At 51.0% G+C, this 17543-nt stretch carries 17 protein-coding genes and 1 pseudogene; 8 read left to right on the top strand and 10 right to left on the bottom strand.

Annotated features, from left to right (window positions below; translation table 11 throughout):
- Positions 1 to 30 precede the first annotated feature (30 nt).
- Positions 31 to 1854, bottom strand: coding sequence for a ribosome-dependent GTPase TypA (gene typA, locus OGY15_RS23640; RefSeq protein WP_003028641.1), 1824 nt, complete (start codon positions 1852 to 1854; stop codon positions 31 to 33).
- Positions 1855 to 2234: 380 nt separating this feature from the next.
- On the opposite strand from typA, the gene glnA reads away from it, so the two are divergent.
- The 4 genes from glnA (at position 2235) to OGY15_RS23620 (ending at position 6531) form a co-directional block, all read left to right on the top strand.
- Positions 2235 to 3644: a glutamate--ammonia ligase gene (glnA, locus tag OGY15_RS23635; protein WP_003028638.1), complete on the top strand. Its 1410-nt coding sequence runs from the start codon at positions 2235 to 2237 to the stop codon at positions 3642 to 3644.
- Between the two features lie 194 nt (positions 3645 to 3838).
- Positions 3839 to 4888: a nitrogen regulation protein NR(II) gene (gene glnL / locus OGY15_RS23630; protein ID WP_005121842.1), complete on the top strand. Its 1050-nt coding sequence runs from the start codon at positions 3839 to 3841 to the stop codon at positions 4886 to 4888.
- Positions 4889 to 4899: 11 nt separating this feature from the next.
- Positions 4900 to 6309, top strand: a complete 1410-nt coding sequence (glnG, locus tag OGY15_RS23625) for a nitrogen regulation protein NR(I) (protein WP_151224146.1) — start codon at positions 4900 to 4902, stop codon at positions 6307 to 6309.
- A 111-nt stretch (positions 6310 to 6420) separates the two neighbouring features.
- On the top strand, positions 6421 to 6531 hold the full coding sequence (locus tag OGY15_RS23620) for a YshB family small membrane protein (protein WP_003028631.1): 111 nt from the start codon (positions 6421 to 6423) through the stop codon (positions 6529 to 6531).
- Between the two features lie 39 nt (positions 6532 to 6570).
- Here OGY15_RS23620 and hemN read toward each other — a convergent pair whose 3' ends face one another.
- The 3 genes and pseudogenes from hemN to OGY15_RS23605 form a co-directional block, all read right to left on the bottom strand.
- The gene (hemN, locus tag OGY15_RS23615; RefSeq protein ID WP_278238602.1) at positions 6571 to 7944 is read right to left on the bottom strand and encodes an oxygen-independent coproporphyrinogen III oxidase; all 1374 of its coding nucleotides are present in this window, start codon (positions 7942 to 7944) and stop codon (positions 6571 to 6573) included.
- A 188-nt stretch (positions 7945 to 8132) separates the two neighbouring features.
- The gene (gene yihI, locus OGY15_RS23610) at positions 8133 to 8642 is read right to left on the bottom strand and encodes a Der GTPase-activating protein YihI (protein WP_247605078.1); all 510 of its coding nucleotides are present in this window, start codon (positions 8640 to 8642) and stop codon (positions 8133 to 8135) included.
- 106 nt (positions 8643 to 8748) lie between these two features.
- A pseudogene (locus OGY15_RS23605) lies at positions 8749 to 8946 on the bottom strand (hypothetical protein).
- Between the two features lie 260 nt (positions 8947 to 9206).
- Here OGY15_RS23605 and yihA point away from each other — a divergent pair.
- Positions 9207 to 9839, top strand: a complete 633-nt coding sequence (gene yihA, locus OGY15_RS23600) for a ribosome biogenesis GTP-binding protein YihA/YsxC (protein ID WP_003840416.1) — start codon at positions 9207 to 9209, stop codon at positions 9837 to 9839.
- 118 nt (positions 9840 to 9957) lie between these two features.
- Here the strand turns inward: yihA and spfP are convergent, their stop codons facing one another.
- From spfP to OGY15_RS24895, 3 genes are all read right to left on the bottom strand, one after another.
- Positions 9958 to 10005, bottom strand: coding sequence for a small protein SpfP (gene spfP / locus OGY15_RS24900; protein WP_071892919.1), 48 nt, complete (start codon positions 10003 to 10005; stop codon positions 9958 to 9960).
- Between the two features lie 166 nt (positions 10006 to 10171).
- Entirely contained in the window at positions 10172 to 12958 is a 2787-nt protein-coding gene (gene polA / locus OGY15_RS23595) for a DNA polymerase I (RefSeq protein ID WP_210905519.1), read from the bottom strand.
- A 215-nt stretch (positions 12959 to 13173) separates the two neighbouring features.
- Positions 13174 to 13509, bottom strand: coding sequence for a hypothetical protein (locus OGY15_RS24895; RefSeq protein WP_502872346.1), 336 nt, complete (start codon positions 13507 to 13509; stop codon positions 13174 to 13176).
- Here OGY15_RS24895 and yihG point away from each other — a divergent pair.
- Positions 13394 to 14257, top strand: coding sequence for a 1-acylglycerol-3-phosphate O-acyltransferase, YihG family (gene yihG / locus OGY15_RS23590; protein ID WP_410743684.1), 864 nt, complete (start codon positions 13394 to 13396; stop codon positions 14255 to 14257). The two genes, OGY15_RS24895 and yihG, sit on opposite strands and share 116 nt — an antisense overlap.
- A gap of 12 nt (positions 14258 to 14269) precedes the next feature.
- Here the strand turns inward: yihG and dsbA are convergent, their stop codons facing one another.
- The 3 genes from dsbA to OGY15_RS23575 all read right to left on the bottom strand — a co-directional run bounded on the left by dsbA (position 14270) and on the right by OGY15_RS23575 (position 16241).
- Entirely contained in the window at positions 14270 to 14893 is a 624-nt protein-coding gene (gene dsbA, locus OGY15_RS23585; protein ID WP_003028621.1) for a thiol:disulfide interchange protein DsbA, read from the bottom strand.
- A gap of 16 nt (positions 14894 to 14909) precedes the next feature.
- Positions 14910 to 15896, bottom strand: coding sequence for a serine/threonine protein kinase (locus tag OGY15_RS23580; protein ID WP_151218402.1), 987 nt, complete (start codon positions 15894 to 15896; stop codon positions 14910 to 14912).
- A 75-nt stretch (positions 15897 to 15971) separates the two neighbouring features.
- The gene (locus tag OGY15_RS23575; RefSeq protein WP_003028616.1) at positions 15972 to 16241 is read right to left on the bottom strand and encodes a YihD family protein; all 270 of its coding nucleotides are present in this window, start codon (positions 16239 to 16241) and stop codon (positions 15972 to 15974) included.
- Positions 16242 to 16310: 69 nt separating this feature from the next.
- On the opposite strand from OGY15_RS23575, the gene mobA reads away from it, so the two are divergent.
- Both mobA and mobB read left to right on the top strand, forming a co-directional pair.
- On the top strand, positions 16311 to 16895 hold the full coding sequence (gene mobA, locus OGY15_RS23570; RefSeq protein WP_151218401.1) for a molybdenum cofactor guanylyltransferase MobA: 585 nt from the start codon (positions 16311 to 16313) through the stop codon (positions 16893 to 16895).
- Positions 16892 to 17395, top strand: a complete 504-nt coding sequence (mobB, locus tag OGY15_RS23565) for a molybdopterin-guanine dinucleotide biosynthesis protein MobB (protein ID WP_187260245.1) — start codon at positions 16892 to 16894, stop codon at positions 17393 to 17395. The genes mobA and mobB overlap by 4 nt, the downstream gene beginning before the upstream one ends.
- Positions 17396 to 17543: the final 148 nt, after the last annotated feature.

Raw genomic sequence — 17543 nt, 5'->3', positions numbered from 1 at the left:
TTTTTATGCTTACCTGAGAAAGAGCGTTAATTACTCTTCTTTCGCGCCACGCATTGCACGGCGACGATCGTTTTCAGTCAGGTGACGCTTACGGATACGGATAGAGGTTGGGGTAACTTCTACCAGTTCGTCGTCATCGATGAATTCCAGAGCCTGCTCCAGAGTCATCTTAACCGGCGGAACCAGAACCGTTGCTTCGTCAGTACCGGACGCGCGCATGTTGGTCAGTTTCTTACCGGTCAGGCAGTTTACAGTCAGGTCGTTAGAGCGGCTGTGAATACCGATGATCTGGCCTTCGTAAACTTCAGCACCGTGACCCAGGAACAGCTTACCGCGGTCCTGTAGGCTGAACAGTGCGAACGCAACTGCTTTACCCTGGCCATTGGAGATCAGTACGCCGTTCTGACGCTGACCCACATCACCCGCACGAACATCGTCGTAGTGGCTGAAGGTAGAGTACAGCAGACCGGTACCGGAAGTCATGGTCATGAATTCTGAACGGAAACCGATCAGACCACGGCTTGGGATCACGTAGTCAAGACGTACGCGGCCTTTGCCATCTGGATTCATGTTTTTCAGGTCGCCTTTACGCTCACCCAGAGCCTGCATCACAGAACCCTGATGCTGCTCTTCGACGTCCAGCGTTACGTTTTCGAACGGCTCTTGTTTACGGCCATCGATTTCGCGGAAGATTACTTTCGGACGGGAAACCGCCATTTCGAAACCTTCACGACGCATGTTTTCAATCAGAACAGACAGGTGCAGCTCACCACGACCGGATACGCGGAACGCATCCGCATCTTCGGTTTCTTCAACGCGCAGCGCAACGTTGTGCACCAGCTCTTTGTTCAGGCGGTCAAGGATCTGACGAGAGGTAACATATTTACCTTCTTTACCACAGAACGGAGAGGTGTTTACGCAGAAGAACATGGTTACGGTCGGTTCATCAACGGACAGAGCCGGCAGCGCTTCGACGTTCTGCGGATCGCAGATGGTGTCGGAGATATTCAGTTCGCCCAGACCGGTGATCGCGATGATATCACCGGCTTCGGCAATATCACTCTCGATACGTTCCAGACCCAGATGAGTCAGGACTTTACCGACTTTACCGTTACGGGTTTTGCCTTCGCTATCAATGATAGTGATCTGCTGGTTCGGTTTAACTTTACCGCGTTTAATGCGGCCAATGCCGATTACGCCAACGTAGTTGTTGTAGTCCAGCTGAGAGATTTGCATCTGCAGCGGGCCATCAAGGTCTACGTTCGGAGCCGGTACACGATCAACGATGGTCTGATACAGCGGAGTCATGTCTTCAGCCATATCTTCGTGATCCAGACCTGCGATACCGTTCAGCGCGGAAGCGTAAACGATCGGGAAGTCCAGCTGCTCGTCGGTAGCGTCGAGGTTAACGAACAGGTCGAATACCTGGTCAACAACCCAGTCAGGACGCGCGCCAGGACGGTCAACTTTGTTGATAACAACAATTGGCTTCAGGCCATGGGCAAAGGCTTTTTTGGTCACGAAGCGCGTCTGCGGCATCGGACCATCCATTGCATCCACCACCAGCAGCACGGAGTCGACCATGGACATTACACGTTCAACTTCACCACCGAAGTCGGCGTGCCCCGGGGTATCAACGATGTTGATACGGTAGTCATTCCATTTGATAGCGGTGTTTTTAGCGAGGATGGTAATCCCACGCTCTTTCTCCAAATCGTTGGAGTCCATCACGCGCTCTTGGGTTTCAGCACGTGCATCGAACGTACCGGATTGTTGGAGCAGCTTGTCTACCAGGGTCGTTTTACCATGGTCTACGTGCGCGATGATGGCGATGTTACGCAAATTTTCGATCACAACTTTGCCTCAGGCATTTTAGAAATAGCGCGTTATTGTACACGGATTAATCGCAGTACAAAACAGGATCACAAACATCCTCCGCAAACAAGTATTGCAGAGTTTCTTTGTGATCACATTCACGGAGCGTTAAAAGGGGTAATCTGACATGCTTTGCACCAATATGGTGCTTAATGTTCACATTAAAGCACTATAATGGTGCAATACAACCTTCATGGTGCAGCCCCTTTACACGATAGTGCGCATGATAACGCCTTTTAGGGGCAATTTAAAAGTTGGCACAGATTTCGCTTTATATTTTTTACGGCGACACGGCCAATTTTTTGCAGAATTGAAGACTTCGTTACCACGACGACCATGACCAATCCGGGAGAGTAAGTATGTCCGCTGAACACGTTTTGACGATGCTGAACGAACACGAAGTGAAGTTTGTTGATTTGCGCTTCACTGATACTAAAGGTAAAGAACAGCACGTCACTATTCCTGCTCATCAGGTAAATGCCGAATTCTTTGAAGAAGGCAAAATGTTTGACGGCTCCTCAATCGGTGGCTGGAAAGGCATTAACGAATCAGACATGGTTCTGATGCCAGATGCATCTACTGCACTCATCGACCCGTTCTATGAAGAGTCTACTCTGATCATCCGTTGCGATATCCTGGAACCCGGTACGCTGCAGGGCTATGACCGCGACCCGCGCTCCATCGCAAAACGCGCTGAAGAGTATCTGCGTTCTACCGGCATCGCAGACACCGTTCTGTTCGGGCCAGAGCCAGAGTTCTTCCTGTTTGACGACATCCGCTTCGGCGCATCTATCTCCGGTTCTCACGTGGCTATCGATGACATCGAAGGCGCATGGAACTCTTCCACCAAATACGAAGGTGGTAACAAAGGTCACCGCCCTGGCGTGAAAGGCGGTTACTTCCCGGTTCCTCCGGTAGATTCTTCTCAGGACATCCGTTCTACCATGTGTCTGATCATGGAAGAGATGGGCCTGGTTGTTGAAGCACATCACCACGAAGTGGCGACTGCTGGCCAGAACGAAATCGCGACCCGCTTTAACACCATGACCAAAAAAGCGGACGAAATTCAGATCTACAAATACGTTGTGCACAACGTTGCGCACCGTTTCGGTAAAACCGCGACCTTTATGCCAAAACCGATGTTCGGTGATAACGGTTCCGGTATGCACTGCCACATGTCCCTGTCAAAGAACGGCGTAAACCTGTTCTCTGGCGACAAATATGCGGGTCTGTCTGAGCAGGCGCTGTTCTACATCGGCGGCGTAATCAAACACGCTAAAGCGATCAACGCCCTGGCTAACCCGACCACGAACTCCTATAAGCGTCTGGTCCCTGGCTACGAAGCGCCGGTAATGCTGGCTTACTCTGCCCGTAACCGTTCTGCTTCTATCCGTATTCCGGTTGTTGCTTCTCCGAAAGCGCGTCGTATTGAAGTGCGTTTCCCGGACCCGGCTGCTAACCCGTACCTGTGCTTCGCAGCACTGCTGATGGCCGGTCTTGACGGTATCAAGAACAAGATCCACCCGGGCGAAGCCATGGACAAAAACCTGTATGACCTGCCGCCGGAAGAAGCGAAAGAGATCCCACAGGTTGCTGGTTCTCTGGAAGAAGCACTGAAAGAACTGGATCTGGACCGTGAGTTCCTGACTGCAGGCGGCGTGTTCACCAATGAAGCGATCGATGCATACATTACGCTGCGTCGCGAAGAAGATGACCGTGTGCGTATGACTCCGCACCCGGTAGAGTTTGAGCTGTACTACAGCGTTTAATCGTTTGAGTTGTACTTTCCAGATAAGGTCGCGTCACGCGCTGGCGCGATAACCTGGAATTGAGTTGCCGTGGAACTTTTAGCCCATCACACGATGGGCTTTTTTCTCCACTAACAACCTGCTTTCTCGCGCTTTTTATGCGTAAAAAGCTATAATGCACTAAATTGGTGCAACACTTTTCAGGAGACTGCTGAATGGCAACCGGCACGCTGCCCGATGCTGGGCAGATCCTCAATTCTTTAATCAACAGCATTTTACTCGTCGACGATGAGCTGGCGGTACATTACGCCAACCCTGCGGCACAACAGCTGCTCGCCCAAAGCTCCCGCAAACTGTTTGGTACCCCGCTTCCCGATCTGTTGAGTTATTTCTCCTTAAACATCGGACTGATGCGAGAGAGCCTGGAAGCGGGCCAGGGCTTTACGGATAACGAAGTGACGCTGGTGATAGACAGCCACTCCCATATCCTCTCAGTGACTGCTCAGAGGCTGCCTGATGGCCTTATCCTGCTGGAGATGGCGCCAATGGATAACCAGCGTCGTCTGAGCCAGGAGCAGCTCCAGCACGCCCAGCAGATTGCCGCCCGCGATCTGGTGCGCGGTTTGGCGCACGAAATCAAGAACCCGTTGGGTGGATTACGCGGCGCGGCGCAGCTGCTCAGCAAAGCGCTTCCGGACCCGGCGCTGACCGAATATACCAAAGTCATTATTGAGCAGGCCGACCGCCTGCGTAATCTGGTCGACCGTCTGCTGGGACCACAACAGCCGGGTATGCACGTCACGGAAAGTATTCACAAGGTGGCGGAGCGCGTAGTGGCGCTGGTCTCAATGGAGCTCCCGGAAAACGTCACGCTGATTCGTGATTACGACCCGAGTCTGCCCGAATTACTGCACGACCCGGATCAGATCGAGCAGGTTCTGTTAAACATCGTGCGCAATGCTTTGCAGGCGCTGGGACCGGAAGGCGGTGAGATCATTCTGCGTACCCGCACCGCGTTTCAGCTCACGCTGCACGGCGTACGTTATCGCCTGGCAGCACGGATTGATGTTGAGGATAACGGTCCGGGTATTCCCTCGCATTTGCAGGACACGCTGTTCTACCCAATGGTCAGCGGTCGCGAAGGCGGTACCGGCCTTGGATTATCCATTGCCCGTAATTTGATTGATCAACATTCCGGCAAAATTGAATTTACCAGCTGGCCGGGTCATACCGAATTCTCGGTTTACCTGCCTATCAGGAAATAAAGGTGACGTTTATGCAACGAGGAATAGTCTGGGTAGTTGATGACGATAGTTCCATCCGTTGGGTGCTTGAACGTGCGCTCGCAGGGGCAGGACTAAGCTGCACAACATTTGAAAGCGGTAAAGAGGTGCTGGACGCGCTGGCCAGCAAAACGCCTGACGTACTGTTGTCGGATATTCGCATGCCGGGCATGGACGGTCTGACGCTGTTAAAACAGATCAAAGCGCGGCATCCGATGCTTCCGGTCATCATAATGACCGCACACTCCGATCTGGATGCTGCAGTCAGCGCCTACCAACAAGGGGCGTTTGATTATCTGCCCAAACCTTTTGATATCGATGAAGCCGTAGCGCTTGTCGAACGTGCCATCAGCCATTATCAGGAACAGCAGCAGCCGCGCAATGTTCAGATCAACGGCCCAACAACTGACATCATCGGCGAAGCCCCGGCAATGCAGGATGTCTTTCGCATAATTGGCCGACTGTCCCGGTCGTCAATCAGCGTATTGATTAACGGAGAGTCCGGGACCGGTAAAGAGCTGGTCGCCCATGCGTTGCATCGTCATAGCCCGCGCGTCAAAGCGCCATTTATCGCGCTGAACATGGCGGCTATTCCGAAAGATTTGATCGAGTCTGAGCTGTTTGGCCATGAAAAAGGGGCGTTTACCGGGGCGAATACGATTCGCCAGGGACGCTTTGAACAGGCTGACGGCGGTACGCTATTTCTCGATGAAATAGGTGATATGCCGCTGGACGTGCAAACGCGTTTACTGCGCGTATTAGCCGACGGCCAATTTTATCGCGTTGGCGGCTATGCGCCCGTGAAGGTGGACGTACGTATTATCGCCGCCACACACCAGAATCTGGAACTGCGCGTACAGGAAGGCAAATTTCGCGAAGACTTATTCCATCGTCTGAACGTCATCCGCGTACATTTGCCGCCGCTGCGTGAACGTCGGGAAGATATCCCACGTCTGGCGCGTCATTTCCTGCAGGAGGCCGCGCGCGAACTGGGCGTTGAAGCCAAACAATTACACCCGGAGACCGAGGCGGCGCTGACCCGTCTGGCCTGGCCGGGTAACGTGCGTCAGCTTGAGAACACCTGCCGCTGGTTAACCGTCATGGCCGCCGGACAGGAGGTGCTGATTCAGGACTTACCGGCCGAGCTGTTTGAAACCACCGTGCCTGACGCACCGTCCCATATGCAGCCAGACAGCTGGGCAACCCTGTTGGCACAGTGGGCAGACCGGGCCTTGCGTTCCGGTCATCAAAACCTGCTTTCTGAGGCTCAACCGGAAATGGAGCGCACGCTGTTGACCACCGCGCTACGTCATACCCAAGGGCACAAACAGGAAGCCGCACGCCTGCTTGGCTGGGGCCGCAATACCTTGACACGTAAGTTAAAAGAACTCGGAATGGAGTGACGATTTGTCACTGTGTAAAGATTGATAATTGAGCGCAAATTGCTGCTATTTTGCGCTTTACTGTTCCGATGAGTTAAGTATGATCGTGCCCGGCAAACGGGGGAAGTCATCATGCTGGAATCAATGATTAATCTGCTGTCGAGCGGTGCGGTCGAAAGCCATACGCCACAAACTGCGGTTGCCGCAGTGCTGTGTGCGGCGCTGGTAGGGCTGTTCAGCTAAGCAGTTTGCCCGGTGGCGCTGGCGCTACCGGGCAAAACGTTAAATCACCCGTGAGAACTGCTGCATCCGCGCTTTCTGACGCAGATAAGCATCAAAGCACATGCAAATATTACGGATCAACAGGCGCCCCTTCGACGTAACCTGAATCCCCTTCTCATCCACATCCACCAGCCCATCTTTCGCCAGTGGTGCCAGCAGTTTCAGGTCTTCGGCAAAATAGTCAGCGAAGTTCAGATCCCATTGCTGTTCCACAGCGGCATAGTCGAGGCGGAAGTTGCAGATCAAAAGCTTAATCACATCCCGACGAATGCAGTCGTCGCGGGTCAGCGTAATTCCACGCCACAGCGCGTTCCCCTGCTCGTCGACCTGCTGGTAATAGTGCTTCAGCTCTTTCTGGTTCTGCGCGTAGTTGTCGCCAATCATGCTGATAGCCGATACACCCATCCCCAGTAAATCAGTATCGCCCTGGGTGGTATAACCCTGGAAATTACGATGCAACACGCCTTTGCGTTGAGCAATGGCCAGTTCATCGTCCGGGCGGGCAAAGTGATCCATGCCAATGAACTGATAGCCGGCTTCGGTCAGTGAAGAGATGGTCTCCTGCAGAATATCCAGCTTCTGCTGCGCGCTGGGCAGGTCAGCATCTTTAATCTTGCGTTGAGCAGCAAACAGCGTTGGCAGGTGCGCGTAGTTAAAGACGCTCAGACGGTCTGGATTCAGCTCAGACACGCGTTTCAGGGTGAAGGCAAAGCTTTCCGGCGTCTGTTTTGGCAGGCCATAAATCAGATCAATATTTGTTGAGGTAAAGCCAATCTCCCGCGCATGATTCAGCAGCGCAAAGATAAACTCCTCATCCTGCTCACGGTTCACCAGGCGCTGAACTTCTTTGTTGAAATCCTGTACCCCCATGCTCAGACGGTTAAAACCTTCAGCACGTAAATGATCAAGGACATCCAACTCAATTTCGCGCGGATCAACTTCGATCGAGATTTCAGCGTCATTGTTAAAGTTGAAGTTACCACGCAGTAACGACATCAAACGGCTGATTTGTGCTTTGTTCAGGTACGTTGGCGTACCGCCGCCCCAATGCAACTGGCTGACATGGCGTCCGGCGAACAGCGGAGCGCGATGAATGATTTCTTGTTCCAGGGCATCGAGGTATTGATCGGCTTTATGCTGCTGGCGAGTCACAATCTTGTTGCAGCCACAGAAGTAGCACAGTTTGTGGCAGAACGGGATGTGAACGTACAGCGAGAGCGGACGCTCAGGATAACGCGCCACGGCCTTTAGAAATGCTTCTGTGCCGTAGTCTTCAGAAAACTCCAGCGCGGTCGGGTACGAGGTATATCGTGGCCCGGAATAGTTATATTTCTGGATCAGGGCCAGGTCCCAGTCTATTAGCTGCTCTGACATGCTCACTCCTTCCGATGGCGTCTCTGGCGGGTACGGCGTACCGGCTTAACCCCTGTGCGGGTGATGAGCCGGTTGCGCAGCCACTTCTGTCGCCGCGACAACCGCTGTAGTTTAACGAATAACCACACCAGATAACATATAACCGGAAGGGTTATAAGCAGGACGGGAAGACCCACGGTGTAAAACCGTTAGTTGCCGCCTTTCAACAGGCGCATCATGTCTTCCTGCTTTTCTTCCTCTTCCTCTTCTTCCTCGTCATCGTAAGAAAGCCCCAGCTTTTGCATCAGCTCATCGATGCGGTCCAGCTTGGCATCAACCCAGGTTTGATCTTCCGCGCTCAGGGTTTCTCCTGCTTCAAGACGCTCCAGCAGCGCATCAAGGCGCTCATCCGTTTCCAGTAAATCCAACTCAGCCTGTGGTGAAAGCATAGGTTTCTCACTCTTCGGTTTGTGCTGTTTGGTGACTTTTTCGGTCACGCCCAATGGAATGGGTTTTTTGCTGCCAGTACGAGGATCTTTTTGCTTATTTTGGTTTCCGCCACCAGATGCGCCTTCACTACCGGACGCACGGCTACCTGCCGCATGACCACGGTGTTTTTTCTGACGCTTACGGTCGCGAGCTTCCTGATTAATTTCTTCGCGTGTTTTACGACGCGCTTTTGCAGGACCTTTACCGCGTGGTGTAGAAGTTGGTTTCATCATGATTCGTCTTTGGCTGTTTTTATTCAGTATATAATTGCGCCGGAATCTAGCAGAAATAAAGAAAAAAGGCGACAGAGTAATCTGTCGCCTTTTATCCTGACTCTCAACCCTTACGGGCTCTACTATCCCTGTTGGCTATCAACACACCCTGTTTTTCCCTTAGCCTGAAACATTCCGTGTTGTTTCCATTTCCTTTTATCAACGTCTCCGGACGTTTGTCTTCCTGACAATCCTGTGTCTTCGCCTCCTGGCGCTCCTGACCCTCATCCTGAGTCGTCTATCCTGTCAGCTTCCTCGCTATGGATACTACTTTACCTTTTTAGCTTAATCGTACAAGTAACCTGGGTAACAATTTCAACTTTTCAGAATTTAACCCGTTCGTAATTGCATGATTTATTTGAATGAGTCCAATGTACGACGTGCCATCTCGTATAGAAACTATCTGCAATGTCTCACAAAGTGCGAGGTTTTTACTTACACAGCCCGCACGTCGAAAAACCAGCCTTTTGCTGGGGTTCAGGTATAATCGCTGCAAAGCCCTGATTGATGGAGAGGACTGCTTTGACTAACTTGAATTATCAACAGACGCATTTTGTGATGAGTGCGCCTGATATTCGCCACTTACCTTCCGACACCGGAATAGAAGTGGCTTTTGCTGGCCGTTCCAACGCAGGCAAATCCAGTGCGCTAAATACCCTGACGAATCAAAAAGGTCTGGCGCGTACATCTAAAACGCCGGGTCGTACCCAGCTTATCAACCTGTTTGAAGTTGTTGACGGCAAACGCCTGGTCGATTTGCCAGGTTACGGCTATGCCGAAGTGCCGGAAGAGATGAAACGCAAATGGCAGCGCGCGCTGGCTGAATATCTGGAAAAACGTCAGAGCCTGCAAGGTCTGGTGGTACTGATGGATATTCGCCACCCGCTAAAAGATCTCGATCAGCAGATGATCCTGTGGGCGGTTGAGAGTAACGTTCAGGTTTTGGTGCTGCTGACTAAAGCAGACAAACTGGCCAGCGGCGCACGCAAAGCGCAGTTGAATATGGTACGTGAAGCCGTACTGGCATTTAACGGTGATGTGCAGGTAGAAGCATTTTCATCACTGAAAAAGCTGGGGGTGGACAAACTGCGGCAGAAGCTGGATAGCTGGTTTAGTGAACTGGCACCGATTGAAGAGATGCAGGACGGGGAATAACCCACCGTATTGCCGGATGGCGCCACTACGCGTCTTATCCGGCCTACAGTATGTACGAAACCTTCTTTCGCACAATAAAAAACGCCCCAGTCATTACTGACTGGGGCGGCTAAAATATTCAGCCAAATCCGATTACGTGAAGTAAAAGGTCTGAAAGATAGAACATCTTACCTCTGTACCCTACGTGAATAACTTTACTCTTTTTTGAGCAGCGCAGAAAGCACTTTTTGTAATTTTTTTTCATTCCTTACATAGGGAATTCTAATGGACATCACAAAAAGTTCTATCTTATGTTGCTTAGTTACGAAAAAGAGCCGTTATTCAGTAAACCCTTAGTGCGCCTGATCCCAGTTTTCGCCACTGCCGACTTCCACCAGCAACGGCACGTCAATCTGGGTCTCGTTTTCCATCAGTTGGTGGATCTTTTTAGAGACGCTTTCAAGGTCATCTTTATGCACTTCAAACACCAGTTCATCGTGTACCTGCATGATCATACGCACACGCGGTTGCTCGGTTTGCAGCCATCCGTCTACCGCAATCATGGCTCGTTTTATAATGTCTGCGGCAGTACCCTGCATCGGGGCGTTAATTGCCGCGCGTTCTGCACCCGCGCGACGAGCACCATTACTGGATTTAATATCCGGTAAATAGAGGCGACGCCCTTCCAGGGTTTCGACATAACCTTGTTCTTTCGCCTGCGCCCGCGTACGTTCCATATATTCCAGCACACCAGGGTAGCGCTCGAAGTAGAGGTCCATATACTTCTGCGCTTCTTTACGTGGAATATTCAACTGGCGCGCCAGACCAAAGGCGCTCATTCCGTAGATCAGACCGAAGTTGATGGCTTTCGCGCTGCGGCGTTGTTCACCGGTCACAGAATCCAGCGGTAAGCCAAAGACTTCCGCCGCCGTTGCACGGTGAATATCTTTCCCTTCGGCAAACGCGGTAAGCAGACCTTTATCACGCGAGAGATGCGCCATGATGCGCAGTTCAATCTGTGAGTAGTCCGCAGAGACAATCACATAGTCTTCTGGCGCAATGAACGCCTGACGAATACGACGACCTTCCTCATTACGTACCGGGATATTTTGCAGGTTCGGATCCGTTGAAGACAGGCGACCCGTTGCGGTAACCGCCTGATGATAGGAAGTGTGCACACGCCCGGTTTTCTTGTTTATCATCAACGGAAGCTTGTCCGTATAGGTCGACTTCAGTTTTGCTAAACCACGATATTCCAGGATCACTTTGGGCAACGGGTAATCCAGCGCGAGCTCTTCCAGTACTTCTTCCGACGTTGATGGCGCGCCGCCCGGCGTTTTCTTCAGCGGCTTAATACCTTGCTTTTCAAACAAGATAGTTTGCAGTTGCTTGGTGGAGGAAAGGTTAAAGACTTCTCCAGCGATCTCATGTGCTTTTTGCTCCAGCTCATTCAAACGCAGCGTCAGCTCTTCTGAATGCTTGTGCAGAACAGCCGGATCGATTTTCACACCGTTGCGCTCAACGCGAGACAAAACCGGAACCAGCGGCATATCGATATTTTCAAAGACGTTCAGCGGCCCTTTATGCTGCTGCAATTCTGGCCACATCTTCAGATGCAACTGTAGTGTAACGTCGGCATCTTCCGCAGCATAACGACCGGCTTCTTCCAGCGCTATCTGGTTAAAGGTCAGCTGGTTTTTGCCCTTTCCGGCGATCTCTTCAAAGGTGATGGTTTTATGTTTCAGCCAACGGTCCGACAGGCTGTCCATATCGTGTCGGCCAGCGACGCTGTTAAGAATGTAGGATTCGAGCATGGTGTCAAAGGTGATGCCGCGAAGCTCGATGCCATAATTGGCCAAGATACCACGATCGTACTTCAGGTTTTGTCCAACTTTATGCGCGTTCTCATCTTCCAGCAGCGGCTTCAGGCGCGCCAGCGCGCGGTCGCGAGAGATCTGATCGGGGGCATCCAGATAATCATGGGCAACAGGAACATATGCAGCCACACCCGGTTCAATGGCAAAAGACAAGCCAACCAGATTAGCGGAGATGTTGTCCAGGCTGTCAGTTTCAGTATCAAAGGCGAAGACGGGCGCTTTCTTCAGCTTTGCAATCCACGCTTCCAGCGTTGTTTCGTCCAGAATTGTCACATAGTTGTCGTAGGAAAGCACCGTGGCAGGTTGCTCAGTTTTTTCATCGACAACGATGGTTTCCTGTGATTTTGCCGCCGGTTTTGTTCCCTTCGCCTGTAGCCATTTACCCGCTTCAACGTCGCTAACCCAACGTTTGAATTCATACTGTTTAAACAGACCAAGCAGTTCTTCTGCTACCGGCTGACGGACTTCCAACTGCTCGCAGGTCAACTCAAGCTCAACATCCGTTTTAATGGTAGCCAATTGATATGAGAGGTACGCCACCTCTTTATTCTGCTCAAGCTTGCCCGCCATGGTTTTTGCACCACGGAATGTCAGCCCCGCAATTTTGTCTGATTCAGCATAGAGAGTATCCAGCCCACCCAGCCCCTGCAGTAGCGCCTGCGCAGTTTTTTCACCCACGCCAGGAACACCCGGAATGTTATCTGAGGAGTCCCCCATCAGCGCCAGGAAATCGATGATCAGTTCTGGTGGGACGCCGTATTTATTCACCACTTCATCCGGACCGAGGATCGTATTGGTCATGGTGTTGATCAGGGTGATATTCGGTGTCACCAGTTGAGCCATATCTTTATCACCAGTGCTAATCAGCACCGGACGACCCAGCTTCTCCGCTTCCCGCGCCAGCGTACCGATGACATCGTCCGCCTCCACGCCAGAAACGGCCAGCAGTGGCAGCCCCATCGCTTTCACCATCGCATGCAGAGGTTCAATCTGCGCACGCAGATCGTCCGGCATGGGGGGGCGGTGCGACTTGTAGTGTTCGAATAACTCATCACGGAAGGTTTTACCCTTGGCGTCGAATACCACCGCTGCGTGAGTTGGCTGATATTGCAAAATCAAGCTACGCAGCATGTTAAGGACACCGTACATCGCACCAGTAGGTTCTCCTGCGCTGTTAGTCAGCGGCGGAAATGCGTGGTATGCGCGATACAGGTAAGATGAGCCATCTACAAGGATAAGTGGGTTTTCTGGGATCTGAACCATAATGTCCGTGCCTGTTTATCAGATTATGGGTAAAGGATGCCACAGACAGGATGAAAACATGAGTTTTTCGCCGCATTTGTCGAAAATCTTTTGCAGATCTTCTGCTTTGCTCGCAAACACGACTGTGGATAACTTTGTGAATAAATAATTTTCAGCTCTTTAAATATAACAAGGCAATTATTGCCTCATATTATTTTTATATGTATTTCAATGAATTAAATAAATGCACAGCATTTTATTCCATTTTCACAGCTCATATCCTGATGTGGATAGATATTCCTGTTTTTTCTATTCAGGGAAGAACCATCATTTGGTCCGTTTTCTGATAAAATCAGCCCCTTGCGCCTCTTTAGCGCAATGTCTATGGCTAACCTTTTGAATAATTTAATTATGACGAGAATACTCGCTGCGATAACGCTGTTACTGAGTATCGTATTGACCATATTGGTCACGATTTTTTGTTCTGTGCCGATCATCCTTGCCGGAGTTGTGAAACTCCTTTTGCCCGTTCCTGTCGTCTGGCGCAAGGTTTCCGTGTTCTGTAATTTCATGATGTACTGCTGGTGTGAGGGTCTGGCGCTACTGCTGCACCTCAATCCACGTTTGAAGTGGGATGTCGAAGGGCTGGAAGGTCTTAGTAAGAAAAACTGGTATCTGCTCATTTGTAACCATTACAGTTGGGCCGATATCGTTGTGCTTTGCGTTCTGTTCCGTAAACACATCCCGATGAATAAATATTTCCTCAAGCAACAGCTGGCCTGGGTACCCTTTATTGGCCTGGCCTGCTGGGCGCTGGATATGCCGTTTATGAAACGCTATTCGCGTGGCTACCTGCTCCGCCATCCGGAACGGCGCGGTAAAGATGTCGAAACAACGCGTCGTTCCTGCGAGAAATTTCGTGCGCATCCGACAACCATTGTGAATTTTGTTGAGGGTTCACGGTTTACCAAAGAAAAACGCGAGCAAACCCGTTCCCCCTATCAAAACCTGCTTCCCCCCAAGGCGGCCGGTATTGCGATGGCATTGAACGTCCTGGGGTCACAGTTCGATAAAATGTTAAACGTCACGTTGTGCTATCCGGAAAACAACAGCAGACCGTTCTACGATATGCTGAGCGGTAAGTTAACGCGTATCGTCGTGAGGGTGGATCTGGAGCCAGTCCATGAAGAGTTGCACGGTGATTACGTGAACGATAAGGGCTTCAAGCGTCAGTTTCAGCTATGGCTGAATACGCTGTGGAGTGAGAAAGACGCGCAGCTCGACGCAATTAAAGCCTCAAATAAAAAAGCCGGTCAGTGACCGGCTTTTCTTTTACTTCTGGCCTACCAGATACTTCACGGTATCCGCATACTGTTGTACAAAGATATCCATGCTGCTGGTATCCATACCCTGCGGGTTAACCTGATATTTGCCATTCACAAACATCGCCGGAACACCCTGCAGCTGCAAATCAGCCGCCGCTTTTTCCTGCTGCGCCACGAGTGATTTCACCACGAAGCTGTTCCATGCCGCATCATAGTCTTCGCCTTTAATACCTGCGTCGACAAACACTTTGCGGATATCAGCAACAGACTGAACGGTCTGAGTTTTCTGAACCCCTTCAAACAGCGGAACAGTAACCTGATCTTCAACACCCAGCGCCATAGCAACCGCCCATGCCTGCGTCAGATCTTTACCCAAAGGTCCCAGGAATTCGACGTGGTATTTGGTCATCTTGGTGCCTTCCGGCAGCTTTTTCTTCACGTTATCAGACACGTGAAGCACTTCTTCAAACTGGTAGCAGTGCGGGCAGTAGAAGGAGAAAAACTCCAACACTTGCGGTTCACCCGCAACAGGCTTCTCCAGGGTGATGTATTGTTTGCCATCCTGGAATTGCGCTGCAGATGCGCTAAAAGCTAAAACCATACCAGCCAGCGCCAGCCATATTTTTTTCATGTTCACGTTTCTCCGATTAATACATTGGCGTTAATTGTAAGGGGGGCTCGTGCAGAATTTTTGCCTGCTCAATAAAGGTCGCGGTCTGACGATGCCAGTAATCTTCCCCGGTTAACCACGGGAAGTTTTTTGGAAACGCAGGGTCAGCCCAACGTCGAATTAGCCAGGCAAGATAATAAACTAAACGCATAGCGCGTAAAGGTTCTATCAGTCCGATTTCAGAGGTGTCGAACTCACTAAACTCTTCATAAGCTTCAATAATGGTTTCAAGCTGCATGCGTTGTTCAGCTTTATCGCCATTGAGAAGCATCCATAAATCCTGAACTGCCGGGCCATTACGGGCATCATCTAAATCGACAAACATCGGGCCATCGCGCCACAAAATATTACCGGCATGGCAATCACCGTGCAGGCGTAATGTGTTAAAACGCGTATGCCAGCGATCGGTAACGAGCGCGATCAGCGCATCCGTTGCCTTCAGGAAGGCTGCTTTTTGCCCTGATGGAATCAGCGGTGCGTGTTCAAAAACGTTACGCGGCTCAGTCAGATACTCTTCAAGGCCAATCGTTGGGCGAAAGGCAAAGGTACGCTTGCAGCCGGTCTGATGCATACGCCCCAGATAGCGACCCACAGCCTCCATCTGATCGATGTTGTCGGCCTCAAACTGGCGTCCACCAACGCTGGGGAAGATCGCATAATGAAAACCTTGATGACTTAGCAGCGTTTGGCCGTTTAGTACCAGCGGCGCAGCTACCGGGACTTCATCGCTCACCAGTTCCAGAGCAAACTGGTGTTCTTCCTGGATCTGATCGACAGACCAGCGTTCAGGGCGATAAAATTTAACGACAAAGCGTCGACGATCTTCATCCTGGAATTGATAGACACGGTTTTCATAGCTGTTAAGCGGGGTAAGCCCGGAATCCACCCGGATCCCCTGCTCAAACAGTGCATCCATGATGGTATCCGGGTGTAGCGTCTGGAAATTAAAAGCGTTGTCGTTCATCCCATCATCCGAAAATACTACGAATAATTCAGGATATCATTTCGCAGGGCTTTCGGTGGCGGCGATTACAAGCTTTTACTCTTTAATTACGCCACGTGCGCGGAGTAGTGCGGTTTTGAAATCTTCTTCATAATCTTTCTGAATACCTGGGATGACAGCGTCTTTCGCTGAGTCACGCATTTTCAGATGATAGATCAGAATGTCATCAGTTAAATCCGCCAGTTCGCCGTCAAAACCTGACTCTTGCGCCAGTTTCTGTAAAAATTGCATCAGGTTAAGATCGGGTTCTTTCTGCCAGGCTGGCTGGAGGAGTTCAATAACTTCATTCAGACGTTTACATTTCATGGTTGTGCTCCTTAGGCTCAATACGGATACGTTAGCAGGGTCAATCCCACATTAAAAGAGGCGATATCAGTGATTCTGGATAGTGCAATAACAGGGGTTGTGCTGGCAGGTGGTAAGGCCAGACGGATGGGTGGAACCGATAAAGGTCTGCTTGAGCTTGACGGTAAACCTCTTTGGCGACATGTGGCAGATACCCTCGCTTTGCAGGTCGAAACCGTGGTGGTTAATGCCAATCGCCACCGGGAGATTTACCAGCGAAGCGGCCTGAAAGTGATCCCCGACTCATTGGCCGATTTCCCTGGCCCACTGGCCGGGATGCTGTCAGTATTCCTGCAGCAAGCGGGAGACTGGTTTCTATTCTGTCCGTGCGATATGCCCTATATTCCTCATGATCTGGTTACACGTTTGAAGGAGCAGCGTAAAGCTGCGCCGGTTGTCTGGGTACATGATGGAGAAAGAGATCATCCGGCCATTGCGCTGATGCACCGCTCCATGCAGCCCTTGCTGCAGGATTATCTTCAGTCCGGTGAAAGACGCGTTATGGTCTTTATGCGCCAGGCTGGCGGCCACTCCGTCGACTTCAGCGACCACAAAGATGCGTTCGTGAACGTGAACACCCCCGAAGAACTCGCAAAATGGCAGGACAAATCATGATCCCTTTACTCGCCATTGCAGCATGGAGCGGCACGGGAAAAACTACTCTGCTCAAAAAATTGATTCCGGAGCTACGTGCCAGAGGTATTCGTCCCGGATTGATTAAACATACGCATCACAATATGGATGTCGACAAGCCCGGCAAAGATAGCTATGAGCTACGTAAAGCCGGGGCAGCACAAACGCTAGTCGCCAGCCAACAACGTTGGGCGTTAATGGTAGAAACACCGGAAGAACCCGAACTGGATTTAGCGTATCTGGTAAGCCGGATGGACGTTTCAACGTTAGATATGGTGCTGGTTGAGGGCTTTAAGCATGAACCTGTCGCCAAAATCCTGCTTTTTCGCGACGGTTGCGGTCATAGTGCTGAAGAATTGGCACTGGATGAATATGTTATCGCAGTTGCCAGTGATGTTCCGCTTGCTGTGGATGTTCCACTGTTAGATATCAATGATATACAACAAGTTGCTGACTTTGTTATGCAGTGGATAAGACGATAGCAGCGGTGTCGTGATTCGCTTTTCACCCGATGGCACGCGCTGCGCCGCAGCCGGCGGATTTCACGGCACACAGACGCAAAAAAGCCCATCCGGCAGGATGGGCTTTTTCACTTTATTTGATGCCTGGCAGTTCCCTACTCTCGCATGG

It is taken from the genome of Citrobacter sp. Cu231, from assembly GCF_030332265.1.
Taxonomy (GTDB): domain Bacteria; phylum Pseudomonadota; class Gammaproteobacteria; order Enterobacterales; family Enterobacteriaceae; genus Citrobacter; species Citrobacter meridianamericanus.
Note: the sequence above shows the minus strand (reverse complement) of the source record. Positions and strands in the feature narration are given on the sequence as shown.

Coding starts and splice junctions, on each gene's coding strand:
- glnA (WP_003028638.1), top strand. CDS start 2,235: ATGTCCGCTGAACACGTTTTGACGATGCTGAACGAACACGAAGTGAAG.
- glnL (WP_005121842.1), top strand. CDS start 3,839: ATGGCAACCGGCACGCTGCCCGATGCTGGGCAGATCCTCAATTCTTTA.
- glnG (WP_151224146.1), top strand. CDS start 4,900: ATGCAACGAGGAATAGTCTGGGTAGTTGATGACGATAGTTCCATCCGT.
- OGY15_RS23620 (WP_003028631.1), top strand. CDS start 6,421: ATGCTGGAATCAATGATTAATCTGCTGTCGAGCGGTGCGGTCGAAAGC.
- hemN (WP_278238602.1), bottom strand. CDS start 7,944: ATGTCAGAGCAGCTAATAGACTGGGACCTGGCCCTGATCCAGAAATAT.
- yihI (WP_247605078.1), bottom strand. CDS start 8,642: ATGAAACCAACTTCTACACCACGCGGTAAAGGTCCTGCAAAAGCGCGT.
- polA (WP_210905519.1), bottom strand. CDS start 12,958: ATGGTTCAGATCCCAGAAAACCCACTTATCCTTGTAGATGGCTCATCT.
- OGY15_RS24895 (WP_502872346.1), bottom strand. CDS start 13,509: ATGAAATTACAGAACACGGAAACCTTGCGCCAGACGACAGGAACGGGC.
- dsbA (WP_003028621.1), bottom strand. CDS start 14,893: ATGAAAAAAATATGGCTGGCGCTGGCTGGTATGGTTTTAGCTTTTAGC.
- OGY15_RS23580 (WP_151218402.1), bottom strand. CDS start 15,896: ATGAACGACAACGCTTTTAATTTCCAGACGCTACACCCGGATACCATC.
- OGY15_RS23575 (WP_003028616.1), bottom strand. CDS start 16,241: ATGAAATGTAAACGTCTGAATGAAGTTATTGAACTCCTCCAGCCAGCC.
- mobB (WP_187260245.1), top strand. CDS start 16,892: ATGATCCCTTTACTCGCCATTGCAGCATGGAGCGGCACGGGAAAAACT.